The following is an 18,188-nucleotide window of genomic DNA, read 5'->3' as shown; positions in this document are numbered from 1 at the left end:
GGCCGGACTGTCGGCGGGGCGCATAGGGGGCATCGTGGCGCCCTGCCGCGCCAGCCGCCACGCGCGGGGTAGCGGACGGGCGCTCACGACGGCGGCGCGGCGGCGAGGCGTGCGAGCCAGTCGCGCAGCCCCGCAGGGTTCCCGAAGGCGTCCTGCAGCCTCAGGCCGAGGCCGCCGGCGGCGCGCGCGGCCTGCATGCCGGCCTCGTCCGTCACATCATCGCCGACGAAGACCGGCATGCGGCCCATGAAGGGGGCGCGCGCCATCAGGCCGGCGACGGCGGTCGCCTTGGAGACGGCCGCCGGCTTCACCTCGAAGGCCATGCGGGCGGGCATGATGACGAACTCGCCGTTGTCGGTGATCAGCCCGTCGAGCAGCGCGCGCGCCGCGCCGGCGGCCTGCGGCGCCAGGCGGTAATGCAGGACGAAGCCATGCGGCTTGGCCTCGACCAGGGCGCCGGGATGAGCGGCGGCGAGCGCCTCGGCCGCCTCGCGCCAGGCCGGCGGGGGGTGGGGCAGGAGCAGCGTCTCGACCGGTGCGCCGGGCGCCGGGCGCAGCGACGCCCCGTGGTCGCCGGCCATGGGCAGGGGGACGGGCAGGCGAGCCTCGAGGTCTGGCAGGCTGCGCCCGGAGACGATGGCAAGTGCGCCGTCAAGCCGCTCCGCCAGGCGGCGCAGCAGGGGCGGCAGGCCGGTGGGCACCAGCACGGCGTCGGGCCGCGGGGCAATCTCGACCAGGGTGCCGTCGAAGTCGAGGAAGAGCGCCGCCCGGTCGGGGGTGACGGCCGAGTGGTCCATGCCGGTGCCAACGGGCAACGGCCTGCCGGGGTGCCTTGCTCTCGAAGCTGTGAGAAGTCGCCTTTGCCCGCGCTTCAGCGCCGCGGGACGGGCATGCCCCAGAGCGCGAGGGCCGGCGGCAGGACGCCGAGGACGAGCCAGTGCAGCAGCGCACCCTGGCGGGTCAGCAGCTCCGTCTCCCAGGCCAGCACGGCCAGGAGCTGGACGAAGAGCAGCCACGCCACGGAGACGGCCAGGGCCAGGGTTCCGATGTCGAACTCGGTCGCCAGTCGCTTCACGCGGTGCCTCGTACGCCGGGGAGAGCGGCCTCACGCGGCCGCGATGGCATACAAATACACGATATTGTGAGAGGCGCCAGCGGAATCGTGCGGTGCGGCAATGCACCCGCGGGGCGGCTTGTTCACCGTGGGGCGGTTCCGTCGTAGGGTCGCGCCGCGGCCCCCGTGGCGGAACGGTAGACGCAGGCGACTCAAAATCGCTCGCCCGCAGGGGTGTGGGAGTTCGAATCTCCCCGGGGGCATTCCTAGCGGTCCGTACCCCGGCGCTACGGGACGACGGCACGCAGCCGCACGGCCTCGCCGATCAGCACCAATGCCGGCCCGCCCGACATCCAGCCCGGGGCGTCGAGCGTGATCGAGGCGAGGGTCCCCGCCAGCGTGCGCGCATGTCCGGTCCCGCCGCGTTCCACGATGGCAGCCGGGGTTGATGCGTCGAGACCGGCGGCGACCAGCCCATCCCTGAGGGCGGGCAAGGTCGCGATGCCCATGTAGACCGCGATCGTCTGCCCCCCGCGCGCCAGGGCGGCGAAATCGAGATCGAGCCGGCCCTCGCGCGTGTGGCCGGTGGCCAGCGTGAGCATGCGCGCGGCATCCCGATGCGTCAGCGGGATGCCCGTCTCGGCCGCACAGCCCAGCGCTGCGGTGATGCCGGGCACGATCTCGCAGGCGATGCCGGCGTCGGACAGCGCCTGCGCTTCCTCCCCGCCACGGCCGAAGACGAGCGGATCCCCGCCCTTCAGCCGCACGACGCGGTTGCCCTCGCGCGCCAGGCGGACGAGCAGGGCGTTGATCTCCTCCTGCGGGACGCAGTGGTCGGCGCGCGCCTTGCCCACGAAGATCCGCCTGGCGTCGCGCCGCGCCATGTCCAGCACCTCGTCCGACACCAGCCGGTCATGCACGATCACGTCGGCCTCGCCGAGCAGTCGCAGCGCGCGGAGCGTCAGCAGGTCTGCCGCGCCCGGGCCGGCGCCGACGAGGAAGACGCTGCCGCTACGCGGCACGTCGTGCGACGCCAGAGCCTGCGTGAAGCCGGCCTCGGCCTCCGCTTCGCGGCCGGCGAGGGCCAGGTCGGCGGCGCGCCCGGTCAGCGCGGCATCGAGGAAGCGGCGCCGCGCCGCGACATCGGGCAGGGCGCGCCGGATCGCGGCCTGGAACCGCCCGGCGAGCGCGGCCAGCGCGCCGAGCCGCGGCGGCAGCACCGCCTCGATCCGCTGGCGGACCATGCGCGCGAGCGTCGGCGCGGCGCCGCCGGTGGAGATCGCGACGGTGACGGGATCGCGGTCCACGATCGCGGGCATGACGAAGGTACAGAGCTCGCTGCGGTCCACGATGTTGACGGGAATGCCGCGTCGCTGCGCTTCCTCGGACAGCGCGCGCAGGTCGGCCTCCGGCGCATCGGCACCGATCGCGATCGCCACGCCGTCGAGCAGCGCGGGATCGAAGCGCGGGGCACGCCGCAGCGTCGCACCGGCGCGGGCCAGCGGCTCCGCCTTGCGCTCGGCCGTCTCCCCCTGGCCGAGCAGCAGCGCCGTCCGCCCCGCGAGATCGAGGAAGGCGGGGAAGTGCCTCACGCCGGCTCCTTCGCCAGCAGCGCGGCGATTTCCGGCCGGCAGGACCCGCAGCCCGTGCCGGCACGGGTCGCTTCGCCGATCGCGGCCAGGTCGCGCGCGCCGCATCCCATGATCGCGGCCTGCGTCACGCCGTGGCAGGCGCAGACCAGGAGCGAGGGCGGCGGCCCGCCCGCGCGCTGACCCGCGAGCACCGCTGCGCGATCCGCGGTCGACAGCGCGCCTTCCGCCATCAGCGAGCAGAGCCAGGCGCGGGGCGGCAACGCCGCGTCCGGGCCAAGCAGCACGGCGCCGAGCAGCCGTCCGTCGCGCAGCGCCGCGGCGCGGTACAGGCCCGCGGTCGGATCCTCGAAGTGCAGCCAGGACTCGCCGTCGGCGCCGAGAAGCGCGCGCAGACGCTCGAAGGCTTCGGCCGGTGGGTCGCTGCCGGCGAGCTCGTGGCGCCAGCCGCCCTCGATCGGGATGGCGGCGAGGAAGGGCGCGATGTCGGGGGCGGGCCGCACGGTCGCGAGCAGGAAGGCGTGCCAGGCGGCCTCGAAGGGCTCGACGCGGATCGCCGCGTTCTTGAGCTCGGGCTGGAAGCTCTGGGGGTCGGCGTGGGGCGGGACGAGCGCGTTGACCCGTGCGGCCGGCGCCGTCTGCGCGGTCCAGTGCATCGGCGCGAAGGCCGTGCCTCTGGGTTGCCCGGGATCGAGGGCGAGCCGGAACACCGCCCCGCCGCGCACCGAGGACGCGCGGACGAGCGATCCCCGGGCCAGGCCTTCGCCATCGTCCGGGTGCAGCGTGATGGTCGGTTCCGGGCTGTGCGCCATCAGCCGGGGCACGCCGCCGGTGCGCGTCATGGTGTGCCACTGGTCGCGCAGCCGGCCGGTCAGCAGGCGCAGCGGATACGCGGCCGAAACCTCCTCCACCGGGGCGCGGAAGGGCGTCGGGACCAGCCGGGCCCGCGGCGCGAGCGTGCCGCCGGCCGCGAAGAAGCGCGCGGGCGCGCCGCCCTGCGCGGGCACCGGCCAGCGTGTCGGCGCCATCGCGTCGTACTCCGCATCCGGCAGGGCGGCGAGGCCGGAGATGTCGAAGGCGCGTGCCGAGGGCCGCGCGAGGCCGGTGACCGCCGCATGCTCGCGGAAGATCGCGGCCTGGCCACGCCAGTCGAAGCCGCGCGCGCCGAGCCGTTGCGCGACCTGGGCCACGATCCACCAATCAGGCCGCGCCTCTCCCGGCGCGGGCAGGAAGCGGCGCTGCCGGCTGATCATGCGTTCGCTGTTCGTGACTGTGCCGTCCTTCTCGCCCCAGGCCAGCGCGGGCAGGCGGACATGCGCGTAGCCGGCGGTGTCCGAACGCCGCGTCACTTCGCTCGTCACGACGAAGGGCGCGCGGGCCAGTGCGGCGCGGACGGCATCGCCCGCGGGCAGCGACACCGCGGGGTTGGTCGCCATGATCCAGAGCGCAGCGATGCGGCCCTCGCCGAGCGCCGCGAAGAGCTGCGTCGCCTTCAGGCCCGGCATCCTCGGCAGGGCGGGCGCGTCCCAGAAGGCGGCCAGCGCGGCATGCTCCTCCGGCACGTCGAAGCGCAAATGCCCCGCAAGCATGGTCGCGAGCGCGCCGGTCTCCCGCCCGCCCATCGCGTTGGGCTGGCCGGTGACGCTGAACGGGCCGGCGCCGGGCTTGCCGATGCGCCCCGTCAGCAGGTGGCAGTTGATGATCGCATTGGCCTTGTCGGTGCCGGCGCTCGACTGGTTCACGCCCTGACTCCAGAGCGTGGTGACGCGTGGCGATGCGGCCCAGATGTCGCAGAAGCGCTGGATGAGCACGGGATCGAGACCGGTCATCGCCGCCGCGTCGATCGCGCGCGCGGCGGCCAGCGTCTCCTCCAGCCCCTGCGTATGCGCGGCGACGTAGTCCCGATCCGTGAAGCCGCGATCGTGCAGATGCACCAGCAGCGCAGCGAAGAGCGCGACGTCGGAACCCGGACGCAGCGGCAGGTGCAGATCCGCGCCCTCGCAGGTCGCGGTGTGGCGCGGGTCCACGACGACGATCGTCATGGCGGGCCGCGCGGCCTTGGCCGCCATCACGCGCTGGAACAGCACGGGGTGGCACCAAGCGAGGTTCGATCCCACCAGCACCAGCGTGTCCGCGAGCTCGAGATCCTCATAGAGGCCGGGGACCACGTCCTCGCCGAAGGCGCGGGTATGCGCGGCGACCGCGCTCGCCATGCAGAGGCGGGAATTGCTGTCGATGTTCGCGGTGCCGAGCACGCCCTTCGCGAGCTTGTTGGCGGCGTAGTAGTCCTCCGTCAGCAGCTGGCCCGAGACATAGAGCGCGACGCCCTCCGGCCCATGCTGCGCGAGCGCCTTGCGGAAGGCCTCGGCCACCGCATCCAGCGCCGCGTCCCACGACGCGCGCTTGCCGTCGACTTCCGGATGCAGCAGGCGGTCGTCGAGCGACAGCGTCTCGCCCAGTGCGGTGCCCTTGGAGCAGAGCCTTCCGGCATTGGCGGGATGCACGGGATCGCCGGCGATGGTCGCGCCGCCGGCATTCGGCGTTGCCAGCACGCCGCAGCCGACGCCGCAGTACGGGCAGGTCGTGCGCGTCGCGCGCGGGGCAAAGGTCCCGTCCATGTCAGTAGACGTCGCGCTGATAGCGGCCCTGTCGGGCCAGCGCGACGATCCAGTCGCGCGCCTGGTCGGCATTCATGCCGCCCTCGGATTGCGCGATCCCGCGCAGCGCCGCGTCCACGTCCTTCGCCATCCGGCTGGCGTCGCCGCAGACATAGAAATGCGCGCCATCCTGCAGCCAGCGCCAGAGATCGGCTGCGTCTTCCTGCATGCGGTGCTGGACATAGACCTTCGTCGCGCCGTCGCGGCTCCAGGCCAGCGAGAGGCGCGACAGCGTGCCCTTCACCTTCCAGGCCTCGATCTCCTCGCGAAACAGGAAGTCGGTCGCGCCGCGCTGCTCGCCGAAGAACAGCCAGCTCCGGCCCTTGGCGCCGATCGCCTCGCGGTGCTGGAGAAAGGCGCGGAAGGGCGCGATGCCCGTCCCCGGCCCGACCATGATCACCGGCGTCGCGGGATCGGCAGGCAGGCGGAAATGGCTGACCTGCATCTGCGCCGTCAGTGGCGCGTCGGGCGACGCGCGGAACGCCAGGTGGCAGGACGCCACGCCGTCGCGGAGCCGCCCGCGGCGGTTGTCGCGCACCACGCCGACGCAGAGTTCCACCCGACCAGGGCAGGCCAGCGGCGACGACGCGATGGAATAGAGCCGCGGCTTCAGCGCCGGCAACGAGGCGACGAGATCCACCACCGGCGGCCGAGCCGAGGGGAAGGCCCGCAGCAGGTCCAGCAGGTCGGCATCCCCGGGCTCCGCGCCGTCCTCGCCGTCCGCCAGCCTGCGCAGCATCGCGGCATGCGGCGCGTGCCTGGCCACGCCGGCCAGAAGGTCCAGCGTGCGGTCCAGCGGCCGCGCGATGTCGCGCCGGCGCAGCAACTCCTCGCGCAGCGCGTCGTCGGTCGCATGCAGCTCGGCCAGAACGGCGTCCACGAGCGCAGGATCGTTCTCTACGGCCAGCGACAGGCTGTCGCCGGGCTCGTAGGTCAGGCCGCTGTCCGCGAGGTCGAAAACGACATGCCGCACATCCTTCGCCGATCCCTCGCCGGTCAACCGCGCGGCCGACACGAAGCGGATCGCGCGGCCGGCCTTCGCCACCGGCGCGGCCGCCGCGGGCTTCGGCGCCGCCGGCGCTTCCCCCAGCATCGCCTTCAGCGCCTTCTGCGTGGCCTTGGCGCCCGGCACGCAGAGCGCGGCGGAGGTCTCGGCCCCCGACGCCAGCGCCTCGGCGTAGCTCTGGCAGACATAGCCGCACTGCCCGCAATCCAGCTGCGCCATCGCCGCCATCAGGCGGCGCTCCAACGGCCGGCCTTCCGCGAGCTTCAGGCGGTCATCCAGCTCCAGCGCGGGATCGTGCCACGGGAAGTCCTCGGCCGGCGCCGTCGGCGGAGGCGGCGCGGAGGACGCATTGCCTGCCGCAGCCGCGCCGCCATAGAGGCCGGCGAGGAAACCGTTGAGCCAGGCACGCTGGGCCGGCGTGAAGGGCGCGGAGTCCGGGATGAGCGGCGTCGGCGCCGGGCCGAAGGATTGCGGTATGATCGCGTTCACGCCGCGGTCTCCTGCACGCGCGCCATCGCTGCGATCGCGGCGTCGTCGTGCCGTGCCGTGAAGTCCTGGAAGCTCTCGCCGGGCGCGCGGTCGCGCATCCAGGCCTGCAGGATCGCCAGCACGGTGTCGTCCAACTCGTCCTGCGCGACCTTCGGAAGCACCAGCCGGCCGATCTTCTGTTCGGGCCCGGCGCCGCCGCCGACATGCAGGTCGTAGCCTTCGACGAGGTCCTCGCCACGCTCGACCTTCGCGCCGAGCAGGCCGATGTCCGCGACATAGTGCTGCGCGCAGGAATGATGGCAGCCCGTGAGGTGGATGTTGATGGGCAGGTCGACGGCGATGCGCGCGTCGAGGAAATCCGCGAGCTCCGCCGCGTGCCGCTTGGTGTTGGACGCCGCGAACTTGCAGCCGGCATTCCCCGTGCAGGCGACGAGCCCGCCGCGGATGTTCGACGCCTGCCAGCCCAGGCCCAGCGCCGTGATCGCCTCGCAGGCGGCCTGCACATCCGCGTCCGGGATGTCGCTGACCAGCAGGTTCTGCCAGACCGTCAGCCGGATCGTGCCGCTGCCGAAGCGCGTCGCGATGCGTGCCACGCCGCGAAGCTGGTCCGTGGTCAGCCGCCCGACCGGCAGCACCAGGCCGACGTAGTTCAGCCCCGCCTGCTTTTGCGCATGCACGCCGAGATGCCCGTGCTTCGCCGGCGCCGGCGCATGGCCCAGCGCGCTCTCCTCCATGCGTTCCAGCGCAAGGCCCAGCCGCTGCTCCACCAGCCCGACGAAGCCATCCACGCCGAGGCGGTCCAGAACGTATTTCAGCCGCGCCTTCTTGCGATCCGTGCGGTCGCCCTCCGCGATGAAGACGCGCAGCACGGCATCGCAGACCTGAATGGCCTGGTCGGGCCTGACCACGATGCCGGTCGGTCGCGCGAAATCCCGGTGGCCGGTGATCCCGCCGAGCGTCAGGCGATAGCGCAGCCCCTCCGGCGTCGTCACCGCGCGCAGCGCGATGTCGTTGGTCTCCTCCAGCACCTCCACCGCGCCGCCGCCACAGACCGAGATGTTGAACTTGCGGGGCAGGGCGAAGAGGTCGCGGGTGTTGAGGATGTGGTGGTGCAGCGCGCGCACCAGAGGGCGCGTGTCGACGATCTCCACCGCGTCGATGCCCGCGGTGGGGCTCGCCGTGATGTTGCGGATGTTGTCGGCGCCGGTCCCCCTCGGGATGATCCCGAGCTCCGCCAGGCGTGAGACGACCTCGATGCCCTTCGCCGCGGAGATCTCGCGCAGCTGCAGGTTCGCCCGCGTCGTCACGTCGGCGTAGCCGCCGGCGCAGTCCTCCGCGATGTCGGCGATGCCGGCCAGTTGGTGCGCCGACAGGATGCCGCCGGGGATGCGCAGGCGGCACATGAAGGCGTCCTGCGCGGGTCCCACGAAGAACAGGCCGTGGTAGCGGCCGATGAAGTCGTCGATGGGCTTCGGGAACTTGCCGGCCGCCGCGCGCGCCGTCATCTCGTCCCAGCGGTCCAGCGGATGCCGCTCGCGCTTCGCTTCCTCCTGCGGGACCAGCCTGCCGCCGCGTGCGATCGTGGCGTCCTGCGCGGCGCGCAGCGCGTCCGGCGGCGCCCCGCCTTCGCCCGCCGGCAGGATGGAGCCGCGGCGCGCCTCCACCCCGGCCATGAAGCCCTTGAGGTATTCCTGCTGCTCGGCGGTGAAGGCGGCGTCGGTCATCACGCGGCTTCCGCGAAGGCGGCGCCGAAGGCGAGCCGCGCGCGGAACGGCGCCACGGGCCGCCCGCTGTCCAGGAGATCGAGGTAGAACGGCGCATCCGCGGTGTCGCCATACAGCACCGCGCCCACCAGCCTGCCATCGCGCAGCCAGAGCCGCCGATAGAGCCCGCCTTCCTCGTCCGACAGCGTGATCGCCTCGGCGTCCGGGGGCGCGACTTCGCCGGCCGACCAGACCGCGATGCCCGAGACCTTGAGCGCCGCGGGATCGGGGCGCGGCGCGTAGCGCGCGGGCGCGTCGCGCAGGGTCTGCGCGGCGGTCTCCGCCATCGCCAGCGCCGGCGCGACGAGGCCGCAGACCACGCCGCGATGCTCCGCGCATTCGCCGATGGCAAGGATGCGCGGATCGCTGGTCCGCATGGCGTCGTCCACCACGATACCGCGGTCGACCTGCAAGCCGGTGGCGCGCGCCAGCGCGACGCTGGGCCGCACGCCGACCGCCATGACGACGAGGTCGCAGGCGATACGCGTGCCGTCGGCGAGCCGCAGCGCAGTGACGTGGCTCGTGCCCTCGATCGCCTCGGTCTTCGCGGGCATGACGAAGCGCAGCCGCCGCGTCGCGCCGAGCTGGCGGGCCAGCAGCGCGCCGGCCGCGTGATCGAGCTGGCGCTCCATCGGCCAGCCCAGCGCATGCACCACTGTCACGTGCGCGCCGATGGCGGACATCGACGACGCGGCCTCGAGCCCCAGCAGCCCGCCGCCGATGACGACGGCCCGCGCGCCGCCCGCGGCCGCGCGGCGCATGGCCTGCACGTCGGCCATGCTGCGGTAGAGGTAGACGCCGGGGAGTTCGGCGCCCGGGATTGGCAGACGGACGGCGTGCGACCCCGTGGCGATGACGGCGCGGTTGAAGTCGAGTCGCTGGCCCTGCGCCGTGATCGCGACGCCGGCGGGATCGAGCGTGTCGACGCGCGTCGAGGGCATGTAGCGGATGCCGAGCGCGCGCAGGCGCCTGCTGTCGTGGGTGATCAGCGCGGCGGGATCGACCTCGTCGGCGAGGAGTTTGCCGAGCGCGATGCGGTCGTAGGGGAGCGCCGGTTCGGCCGAGACCAGGGTAACACGGGCATTCCCGGCAATGCGCTCTGCGCAACGCGTGCCGGCAGGGCCAGCGCCGATGACGAGGACGCGGGTCATGCGCGCGCGCGCGGTCGGCTTGCCACGCCGTCTCGCGCGCCCTCTGCGTGCTTCGCCGGGATCCATCCGACCGTCGCTCCGTGACCGTCGTTGAACGTGCCGCTGGGGGGTTTCACCGCGATACCACGCGTGTTTCGGAACGGCTTCGCGCCGCGGCCGGTCGCATTTCGTCCGTGTCGCCGGCCCGTCCGGCGCGCCTCTCCCGCCATGGCGGTCACGCCGCCGCCGGCAGCGCGTGGCGTTCGTGCAGGAAGCGCAGCACCGCTTCCCGCGCCGCCAGGAACTTCGGGTCCGACGCGAGCGCAAGGCGGTCGCGCGGGCGGGGAAGATCCACCTCCAGCACCTCGCCGATCGTCGCGTTGGGCCCGTTCGTCATCATCACGATGCGGTCGGACAGCAGCACGGCCTCGTCCACATCGTGGGTGATCATCATCACCGTGGTGCCGAGCTCCGCATGGATCTGCATGACCTGGTCCTGCAGATGCGCGCGGGTCAGCGCGTCCAGCGCGCCGAAGGGTTCGTCCAGCAGCAGGACCTTGGGCTTCATCGACAGCGCGCGCGCGATCCCGATGCGCTGCTTCATCCCGCCGGAGATCTCGTGCGGACGCTTGCCCGCATGCGCCTCCATCCGGACCAGCGCCAGGTTGTGCAGCGTCCAGTCGTGGCGTTCGGCGCGCGACATCCCGCGTCCTGCGGTGCGGTCCACCGCGAGCTTCACGTTCTCGTGGCAGGTCAGCCAGGGCAGCAGGCTGTGGTTCTGGAAGACCACGGCGCGGTCGGGGCCGGGCTGGTCGACCTCCCGCCCTTCCAGGATCACGCCGCCGGACGTCGCGGGCAGCAGCCCCGCCACGACGTTCAGCAGCGTCGACTTGCCGCAGCCGGAATGGCCGATGACGGCAACGTATTCGCCCTGGCCGACCTTCAGCTCCACGCCGTTCAGCACCGGCACGTTCGCCCCGAAGCGGACTGAGACGCGGCTGATCTCGAGATAGGCGCGATCCATATCCCGGCCCCCCTATTGCTGCGACGTGCCGCGCGTCACGGCGCGGCCGGTGAAGGCCATCAGTCGATCCAGAGCGAAGCCGATCAGGCCGATGTAGACGAGGGCGACCACGATGTCGGACAGGTTGGAGCTGTTCCAGGCATCCCAGACGAAGAAGCCGATGCCGACGCCGCCGATCAGCATCTCGGCGGCGATGATCGCCAGCCACGACAGGCCGACGCCGATGCGCAGCCCCGTGAAGATGTAGGGCGCGGCTGCCGGCACCACGATGCGCAGGAACCAGTCGAGCGGCGAGAGGCGGATGACGCGCGCGACGTTGCGGTAGTCCGACGGCACGTTTCGCACGCCGACCGCGGTGTTGATGATGATCGGCCAGACCGCGGTGATGAAGATCACGAAGATCGCGCTGGGCTGCGCTTCGCGGAACGCCGCGAGCGAGAGCGGCAGCCAGGCCAGTGGCGGGACCGTGCGCAGCACCTGGAACAGGGGATCGAGCGCCCGCATCGCCAGCGTCGAGCTGCCGACCAGCATCCCGAGCGCCACGCCGACGACGGCGGAGATGGCGAAGCCCAGCGCCACGCGCTGCAGGCTGGCCGCGAGGTGCAGGCCGAGCCCCTTGTCGAGCCCGCCGCGGTCGTAGAACGGGCTGGTGATCAGCTCGTAGGAGCTCGACCAGACCGTGGACGGCGGCGGCAGCGTCGCGCCCGGGCCCGACATCGCCCATTCCCAGAGGCCAAGCAGCGCAAGGACCAGCAGCGCCGGCGGCAGCACGACCGCGGCGGCATGCCGCAGCGCCGGCAGCAGCCGTACGGCCAGGCCGGGCGCTGCCGGCGTGGCCGGCGCGCTGGCGGCGACCGTGACCGGCGCGGGCGGGGGCAAGATTGCGTTCATGGGATCAGGCCGCCGCCAGCTTCTTGATGGAGAGCGAGTTGAGGTAGGCGCCGACATTCTCGGGGTCGAAGACCTTGCCGTCGAAGAAGGTCTCGCGGCCGCGGCTGGTGCCGGACGGCGTCTCGCCGTTGGGCACGCCGGCGCGCGCGGCGGCGGCACGCCAAATGTCCTCGCGGTTCACCTCGCGCAGCAGCGGCCCGGTATCGAGGTTCTCCGGCAGGATGCCCCAGCGGATGTTCTCCACCAGGAACCAGAGGTCGTGGCTGCGGAAGGGATAGCTGGCGTGGTCGCGCCAGAACTTCATGGTGAGGTCGATGTTGGTCAGGTTGCGGCCGTCGCCGTAATCGACCTCGCCGCGCATGCGACCCAGGATGTCGGCCGGCGCGACGTTCAGCCAGGCGCGGCGGCCGATGATGTCGCACATCTCGGCCTTGTTGGCCGGCGTGTCGCACCAGCGCGCGGCCTCGATCACCGCGGCGGTCAGCGCCTCGGTCGCGCGGGGGTTCTGCTGCACGAAGTCGCCGCGCAGCGCCAGGCACTTCTCCGGATGGTCCTTCCAGAGCTCGCCGGTCACGGCCGCGGTGTAGCCCAGGCGCTGGGAGACGAGCTGCGCGTTCCAGGGCTCGCCGACGCAGAAGGCGTCCATCGTGCCGACGCGCATGTTCGCGACCATCTGCGGCGGCGGGACGACGATCGTGGACACGTCGCGCTCCGGGTCGATGCCGGCGGCGGCAAGCCAGTAGCGCACCCACATGTCGTGCGTGCCGCCGCGGAAGGTCATCGCGACCTTGCTGTCGCTGTTGAACGCGCGGCGCAGCGGCGTAGCGTCCAGCTTCGCGCCCAGCGCCTTGTGCTTCTCCGCCACGCTGATCGCCTGGCCGTTGGTGTTCAGCCGCGCCAGCAGCGCCATTGGCACGGGTTGGTTGTTCTGCACGATGCGGCCGGTGTGGATGAGGTAGGCCATCGGCGTCAGCAGATGCGCGCCGTCGATGCCGCCGCGCCCGCCGCCGAGCACGAGGTTGTCGCGCGTCGCGCCCCAGCTCGCCTGCCGCGCGACATCGACATCGGGCATGCCGTGCTTGGCGAAGAAGCCCTTCTCCTTCGCGATGATCACCGCCGCCGCGTCGGTCAGCGCGATGAAGCCGAGGGTGGCCTTGCGCACCTCCGGCGTCGTGCTGCCCTGCGCGAACGCGCCGCGCGGGGCCGCCGCGCGGGCGGCGGCAAGCAGCGCGGCGGTGGCCGCGATGGCCTGGCGGCGGGTCGTGTTCATGCGGTGGACTCCTTCGGCGAAGCGGTCTCGGTGGAAAGCAGGCGCGCGGCGCGCTGCCAAAGGTCGGGGCGCCAGGGCGCGCGGGCGTCTTCCTCGGTCGCTGCGACCGGCAGATGGCCCCAGCGCCCCATCGCGGCGAACCAGCGCGCCGCCCATTCGGACGATGGCGGCGTGCCGGGGTCGAACCGCGTGGGGTGGGCCAGAACGAAGGGCGCGCCGCCCGGCGCCGCCGCGATGCGCCCGCCCAGCACCGCGGCGATGGTGGACGGCGCCAGCGCGGGAAAGACACGCTCTGCCAGCAGGGCCGTCGCGGCGCCGAGATTGGCGGGATCGGTCAGCCAGCGCTGCGCCTCGATCACCGCGGCGGTGGCGGCGACCACTGCATCGGCCTCGCGATCCGCGAGCCCCTCGGCGAAGGCCAGCACCTTCTCCGGATGGTCCGGCCAGATGTCGCCGGTGGTGAAGGCGAAGCGGCCGGCGCCGAGCGCGACCGCGTGACTTCCCCAGGGCTCGCCGGCGCAGAAGCCCTCGATCGCGCCGTCGGCCAGGGCGCGCGCCATCTGCGGCGGTGGCACGACGACCAGGCGGCAGTCATGGTCGGGATCGAGCCCGCCCGACGCCAGCCATTCCCGCAGGAGGTAGTTGTGCGAGGAATGCGGGAAGACCACGCCGAGCGTCGGCGGCGGCATCCCGTCTTCGGCCCGGGCATGCAGCGCGGCGGCGAAGGCCTGCGCGGACAGCGGCGCGGCGTAGCCCTGCACGGCGTTCGCAAGCGCATGCGACAGGACCACTGTGTTGCCGTTGCGCGACATCCGGAGCGTGACGTCCAGCCGACGCCGCAGGCCGCCCGCGCCGGCAGCCAGCGCGACCGCCATCGGCGCGAGCAGATGTGCCCCGTCCAGCGCGCCGAAGGCCAACTTGTCCCGCAGCCCCGCCCAGGACCGCTCGGGCGAGAGCGTCACGCGCACCCCGGCAGCCGCGAAGAAGCCGAGCGCATCCGCCACCACCAGCGGCGCGGCGTCGGTCAGCGTCACAAAGCCGATGCGGAGGGCCGAAGCCATGCGGTCGCGTCCGGGAGGCCGAAGCCTCGGGGAGCGGACCGCCTTTGGACCGCCGGGTTGGGAATGATGGGCTCCGGCATCCCGCCACGCCGTTGCGGCGGGAGCCAGCCGCAATCGCTGCGACGGATCGGTGAAGAGCACGGGCTGGGCTGGCCCGGAAAGCCAAAAATGCTGCCCGCGAAGGCAATTTTGGCCAGATCAGACGGAGAATGCAAAATCGAAGCGCGAAATGCCTAGATTTCGCGCAGGAAGCGCTGCGCGACCTGCACCAGCTTTTCTCCGCGATCCATCGCCCAGCGCCGCATCAGGCGATAGGCCTCGTCCTCCGGCAGTCCGCGGCGCTGCATCAGCACGCCCTTCGCGCGCTCGATCACCACGCGGTCGGCCAGCGTGGCCTGCGCTTCCTCCAGCTTGGCGCGCAGCGCCTGGTGGGCGCGGAAGCGGCGGATCGCGACCTCGATCACCGGCCGCACGCGGCCCGGCGCCAGCCCTTCCACGACGTAGGCCGCGACCCCGGCCTCGATCGCGGCTTCGATCTGGTCGGGCTCCCCGCGCGCGGCGAAGACGACGACGGGGCGGGGCTCGTCGCGATGCAGCGCGCGCATGGATTCCAGCGCGTCGCGGCCGGGATCGTCGATGTCGCAGACGATGACCTCGGCCTCGGCCTCGCGCACGAGCGCGGTGAGATCGGCGGCGCTGGCGGCGACGGCCACCACTTGGCAGCCCGCGGATTCCAGGCCGGCCTGCACGGCCGCCGCCCGCTCCGGTTCGCCATCGACAAGAAGGACGCGCAAGGAAGCCCCTTCGACCCAAGGAGCCGTATGCCGCGATTGCCTCCGGCCCGAGAGATGGACCGGCCGGCAGCAAATGAGAAGAGGCCCCGTGCGCTACGCTTCGCCGAACCGGTAACCCACGCCAGGCTCGGTCCGGATCAGACCCGCAGCCGGCCCGAGCTTCTGCCGGAGGTGCCCGATATAGACGCGCAGATACTGCGCATCCTCGACATGAGCCGGCCCCCAGACCGCGGCGAGGAGCTGCCGCTGCGTCGTCACGCGACCCTCTCCGCCACGGACCAGCGCGGCGAGCAGGTCCCACTCGCGCGGCGTGAGCTTCAAGGGCTCGCCGCCCCCCACGCGCGCCGTCCTGCGCGCGAGATCGAGCTCCAGCGCGCCGACGCGCAGGATGCTGTCCGCGGGCTGCCTGGCCGCCGCGCCGGCGCGGCGAAGCGCGGCACGGAGCCGTGCGAGCAGCTCGCCCAGCGCGAAGGGCTTCTCGACATAGTCGTCCGCGCCCGCATCCAGCGACGCGACCTTCTCGGCTTCCTGGTCGCGGGCGGACAGCACGATGACCGGGGCCTCGGTGAAGCCGCGCAGCCTGGGGATGGCCAGCTTGCCGTCGCCGTCCGGCAGTCCGAGGTCGAGCAGCACCAGCGCCGGCGCGCGCTCCGCCGCCAGGCGCAAACCCTCGGCCATCGTCGTCGCACGCAGCGGCGCGTAGCCCGCCGCCTCCAGCGCGGGGCCGAGGAACCGGTGGATCTGCGGCTCGTCGTCCACGACGAGGATGCGCGGCGGGACGGCCTCGTTCATGCGCCGGGGAACCTCACCACCATCCGCGTGCCGCGCCCGTCCGGCATCGCCGGGCTTTCGGCGGCGATGCGCCCGCCCATGGCATGCACGAGGCCGCGGCAGATCGCGAGGCCGAGGCCGCTGCCTGCCGCGACGCGGTCGGTGCGCGTCGCGCGGAAGAAGGGATCGAAGACGCGATGGAGATCCTCGCCGGGGATGCCCGGCCCGTCATCCTCGACGGCGATCACCACCTCCGCTCCCTCACGCCCCACCCGCGCGGCGACGCGGCCTTCGGGCCCTGAGAATTTCAGCGCGTTGTCCAGCAGGTTGGTCAGCACCTGGTCGAGCAGCGCGGGATCCAGGCGCGGGGCGGTCGGGCGCGGGCCGAGGTCGAGCGCGACCTGCCGCCCATGCGTCCGCGCGGCGCGCGCGGCGGCGGTCTCCACGGCCTCGGCGACATCGACCGGCTCGCGCCGCGGCTCGACCTGGCGGTTCTCGATGCGCACCATGTCGAGGATGTTGGCGATCCAGCGGGACAGCCGCTCCGTCTCCTCCTCCGCGGTCGCCAGCAGATCGGCGCGCGTCGCTTCCGACAGCGTGTGGCCGGAGCTGCGCAGCGTCGAGATGGCGCCGCGGATCGAGGTGAGCGGCGTCCTGAGGTCGTGGCCGAGCGAGGTCAGCAGCGCCGTGCGCAGGGCCTCGGTCTCGGCCCGCGCCTCGCCGCGGGCGCGTTCCTCCATCAGCTCCGCGCGCTCCACCGCGATGGCGGCCTGGTCCAGCAGCGCGTCCAGCGCGCGGTCGGCCTCGTCATGCGGCGGCGTGTCGCCGATGCGCAGCCCGACCAGCCCGGCGAGGCCGCCCGCGGTGCGCATCGGCCGGAACTGCCAGGCGGCGGAGGGCAGCGTGTCCGTCCCGCGTCCCGCGGCGCGGCCATTGGCGACCGCCCAGCGCGCCGCTGCCATGCTGGCCTCGTCGGGCTCGGCGTCGATCGGCACGCTGGCGCGCAGCACGGGTTCGGGCGCGCTCTCGCCGGGCAGCGGCGGCAGCAGCAGCAGCACGCAGGCCGGCGCGCCCGCGATGCGCGAGGCCTGCCCGGCGATGGCCTGCACGAGGTCGCCCTTGTCGCCTGCGGCGCCGAGCTGGCGGCTGAGCTCCACCAGGCGCCGCAGGCCGAGAAGACGCGCGCGTGCCGCGCGCATCGAGCGCCCGAGGCGTCCGGTGGTGCCCGCCAGCAGCAGCGCGACGAGCGCGAAGACCACCACGCCCACGACGTCCTGGGGCCCCGCGATGGTGAGGCTGTAGCGCGGCGGCAGGAACAGGAAGTTCCAGCAGAGGAAGCTGAGCGCCGCGGCCACCGCGCCCTGCACCGGCCCGAAGCCCACCGCCGCCGCCACGATTGGCACGAGATAGACCATGCCGAGCGCGCCTTCCGGCACCACATCGTCGAAAGCGAGGCCGACCAGCGTCGCGGCGGCGACCAGCGCAAGGGTGAGCAGCCAGTCCGCCCAGCGCGGAAGGCCGCGGTGCTCGGGCGGCAGGGGACGCGGCGCGGCCGCCGGTTCCGGAACGAGGTGCAGCGTGAAGTCCGTGGCCTGTCGCAGCAGCGCCGCCGACAGCGTGCGGCCCGTCGCCCGTGCCCACCACCCCGGCCGGCCGCGGCCGATGACAAGATGCGTCACGTTGCGCGCCCGCGCTTCGCGCAGGATCGCGGCCGGCAGATCGGGGGCAACCACGGTTTCGGTCGTCGCCCCGAGCCGCTCCGCCAGCCGCAGCACGGCGCTGGGATCGGCGCCAGGGGCGGCGGTGGGCCGCTCGACATGCAGGGCGATCAGCGGCGCCTTCAGCGCGTCCGCCACGCGCCGTGCCTCCCGCACCACCGTCTCGGCCGAGGCGTCGGCGCCGACGAGCGCCATGACCCGGTCTCCGGCGGGCCAGGGGCCGGCGATGGCGTTGGCGCGCATGTAGCCCGTGACGTCGGCATCCACGCGCTCCGCCGTGCGGCGCAGCGCCATCTCGCGCAGCGCGGCGAGGTTGCCTTCCCTGAAGAAGCCCTGCAGCGCGCGGGTGGCCTGGTCGGGGCGGTAAATGCGGCCCTGGCGCATGCGCTCGAGGAGCTCGGCGGGCGGGATGTCGATCAGCTCGACGGCGTCGGCCTCCGCCAGCACGCGGTCGGGCACCGTCTCCGTCACGCGCACGCCGGTGATGCGGGCCACCGCCTCCGACAGGCTCTCCAGGTGCTGGACGTTCATCGTGGTCCAGACCTCGATGCCGGCCGCGCGCAGTTCCTCCACGTCCTGCCAGCGCTTGGGGTGGCGGCTGCCCGGCGCGTTGCTGTGCGCGAGCTCATCGAGCAGCAGGACCTGCGGGCGCCTTGCGAGCGCGGCGTCGAGGTCGAACTCCTCCAGCGCCTGCCCGCGATAGGGGATGCGGGCGCGCGGCAGGACCGGCAGGTCGCCGATCGCGGCCTGCGTCTCCGCCCGGCCATGCGTCTCGACGATGCCGGCCAGGACGTCGGTGCCGCCGGCAAGACGACGGCGGGCCTCGGCGAGCATCTCCATCGTCTTGCCGACGCCGGGGGCGGCGCCGAGGAACACCTTTAGCCGCCCGCGCCCTTCCCGCCGCGCCAGCGCGAGCAGGGCGTCGGGATCGGGGCGGGCGGGCTCGTCGGCCATTCCCTTCCGATAGCAGC

At 73.3% G+C, this 18,188-nt stretch carries 14 protein-coding genes and 1 tRNA gene; 1 reads left to right on the top strand and 14 read right to left on the bottom strand.

From position 1 onward, the window contains the following. Positions 1-83 precede the first annotated feature (83 nt). Positions 84-797: a trehalose-phosphatase gene (gene otsB / locus ACLF3M_RS10485; RefSeq protein ID WP_430656864.1), complete on the bottom strand. Its 714-nt coding sequence runs from the start codon at positions 795-797 to the stop codon at positions 84-86. Between the two features lie 74 nt (positions 798-871). Continuing rightward, a complete protein-coding gene (locus tag ACLF3M_RS10480; protein WP_430656863.1) occupies positions 872-1,075 on the bottom strand; it encodes a hypothetical protein in 204 nt (67 codons plus the stop codon). A 159-nt stretch (positions 1,076-1,234) separates the two neighbouring features. On the opposite strand from ACLF3M_RS10480, the gene ACLF3M_RS10475 reads away from it, so the two are divergent. After that, positions 1,235-1,317 (top strand) — tRNA-Leu (locus ACLF3M_RS10475). 24 nt (positions 1,318-1,341) lie between these two features. Here the strand turns inward: ACLF3M_RS10475 and cysG are convergent. The 12 genes from cysG to ACLF3M_RS10415 form a co-directional block, all read right to left on the bottom strand. Next, on the bottom strand, positions 1,342-2,646 hold the full coding sequence (gene cysG, locus ACLF3M_RS10470) for a siroheme synthase CysG (RefSeq protein WP_430656862.1): 1,305 nt from the start codon (positions 2,644-2,646) through the stop codon (positions 1,342-1,344). Next, the gene (locus ACLF3M_RS10465; protein WP_430656861.1) at positions 2,643-5,261 is read right to left on the bottom strand and encodes a molybdopterin-dependent oxidoreductase; all 2,619 of its coding nucleotides are present in this window, start codon (positions 5,259-5,261) and stop codon (positions 2,643-2,645) included. Before ACLF3M_RS10465 ends, cysG begins: the two co-directional genes overlap by 4 nt. Before the next feature lies 1 nt (position 5,262). After that, the gene (locus tag ACLF3M_RS10460) at positions 5,263-6,795 is read right to left on the bottom strand and encodes a sulfite reductase subunit alpha (RefSeq protein ID WP_430656860.1); all 1,533 of its coding nucleotides are present in this window, start codon (positions 6,793-6,795) and stop codon (positions 5,263-5,265) included. Beyond that, a complete protein-coding gene (locus tag ACLF3M_RS10455; protein WP_430656859.1) occupies positions 6,792-8,519 on the bottom strand; it encodes a NirA family protein in 1,728 nt (575 codons plus the stop codon). The genes ACLF3M_RS10460 and ACLF3M_RS10455 overlap by 4 nt, the downstream gene beginning before the upstream one ends. Further along, positions 8,519-9,709, bottom strand: a complete 1,191-nt coding sequence (locus ACLF3M_RS10450) for an NAD(P)/FAD-dependent oxidoreductase (RefSeq protein ID WP_430656858.1) — start codon at positions 9,707-9,709, stop codon at positions 8,519-8,521. The genes ACLF3M_RS10455 and ACLF3M_RS10450 overlap by 1 nt, the downstream gene beginning before the upstream one ends. A gap of 214 nt (positions 9,710-9,923) precedes the next feature. Then, positions 9,924-10,712 carry an ABC transporter ATP-binding protein gene (locus ACLF3M_RS10445; protein ID WP_430656857.1) on the bottom strand — a complete coding sequence of 263 codons (789 nt, stop codon included), beginning with the start codon at positions 10,710-10,712 and terminating at the stop codon, positions 9,924-9,926. A 12-nt stretch (positions 10,713-10,724) separates the two neighbouring features. After that, entirely contained in the window at positions 10,725-11,603 is an 879-nt protein-coding gene (gene ntrB / locus ACLF3M_RS10440) for a nitrate ABC transporter permease (RefSeq protein ID WP_430656856.1), read from the bottom strand. Between the two features lie 4 nt (positions 11,604-11,607). Beyond that, the gene (locus ACLF3M_RS10435) at positions 11,608-12,873 is read right to left on the bottom strand and encodes a CmpA/NrtA family ABC transporter substrate-binding protein (protein WP_430656855.1); all 1,266 of its coding nucleotides are present in this window, start codon (positions 12,871-12,873) and stop codon (positions 11,608-11,610) included. Continuing rightward, entirely contained in the window at positions 12,870-13,934 is a 1,065-nt protein-coding gene (locus tag ACLF3M_RS10430; RefSeq protein WP_430656854.1) for a CmpA/NrtA family ABC transporter substrate-binding protein, read from the bottom strand. Before ACLF3M_RS10430 ends, ACLF3M_RS10435 begins: the two co-directional genes overlap by 4 nt. A 233-nt stretch (positions 13,935-14,167) precedes the next feature. Then, the gene (locus ACLF3M_RS10425; protein ID WP_430656853.1) at positions 14,168-14,728 is read right to left on the bottom strand and encodes an ANTAR domain-containing response regulator; all 561 of its coding nucleotides are present in this window, start codon (positions 14,726-14,728) and stop codon (positions 14,168-14,170) included. Positions 14,729-14,821: 93 nt separating this feature from the next. Then, positions 14,822-15,520 (bottom strand): response regulator, encoded by a 699-nt coding sequence (locus ACLF3M_RS10420; RefSeq protein ID WP_430656852.1) that lies wholly within the window; start codon positions 15,518-15,520, stop codon positions 14,822-14,824. Beyond that, positions 15,517-18,171, bottom strand: coding sequence for an ATP-binding protein (locus ACLF3M_RS10415; RefSeq protein WP_430656851.1), 2,655 nt, complete (start codon positions 18,169-18,171; stop codon positions 15,517-15,519). Before ACLF3M_RS10415 ends, ACLF3M_RS10420 begins: the two co-directional genes overlap by 4 nt. Positions 18,172-18,188 lie beyond the last annotated feature (17 nt).

Source organism: Falsiroseomonas sp. HW251, assembly GCF_050563545.1.
In the GTDB taxonomy this organism is placed as follows: Bacteria; Pseudomonadota; Alphaproteobacteria; order Acetobacterales; family Acetobacteraceae; genus Falsiroseomonas.
This window is presented reverse-complemented; position numbering and strand designations above follow the sequence as displayed.

Coding starts and splice junctions, on each gene's coding strand:
- otsB (WP_430656864.1), bottom strand. CDS start 797: ATGGACCACTCGGCCGTCACCCCCGACCGGGCGGCGCTCTTCCTCGAC.
- ACLF3M_RS10465 (WP_430656861.1), bottom strand. CDS start 5,261: ATGGACGGGACCTTTGCCCCGCGCGCGACGCGCACGACCTGCCCGTAC.
- ACLF3M_RS10435 (WP_430656855.1), bottom strand. CDS start 12,873: ATGAACACGACCCGCCGCCAGGCCATCGCGGCCACCGCCGCGCTGCTT.
- ACLF3M_RS10445 (WP_430656857.1), bottom strand. CDS start 10,712: ATGGATCGCGCCTATCTCGAGATCAGCCGCGTCTCAGTCCGCTTCGGG.
- ACLF3M_RS10430 (WP_430656854.1), bottom strand. CDS start 13,934: ATGGCTTCGGCCCTCCGCATCGGCTTTGTGACGCTGACCGACGCCGCG.
- ACLF3M_RS10455 (WP_430656859.1), bottom strand. CDS start 8,519: ATGACCGACGCCGCCTTCACCGCCGAGCAGCAGGAATACCTCAAGGGC.
- ACLF3M_RS10450 (WP_430656858.1), bottom strand. CDS start 9,709: ATGACCCGCGTCCTCGTCATCGGCGCTGGCCCTGCCGGCACGCGTTGC.
- ACLF3M_RS10415 (WP_430656851.1), bottom strand. CDS start 18,171: ATGGCCGACGAGCCCGCCCGCCCCGATCCCGACGCCCTGCTCGCGCTG.
- ACLF3M_RS10420 (WP_430656852.1), bottom strand. CDS start 15,520: ATGAACGAGGCCGTCCCGCCGCGCATCCTCGTCGTGGACGACGAGCCG.
- ntrB (WP_430656856.1), bottom strand. CDS start 11,603: ATGAACGCAATCTTGCCCCCGCCCGCGCCGGTCACGGTCGCCGCCAGC.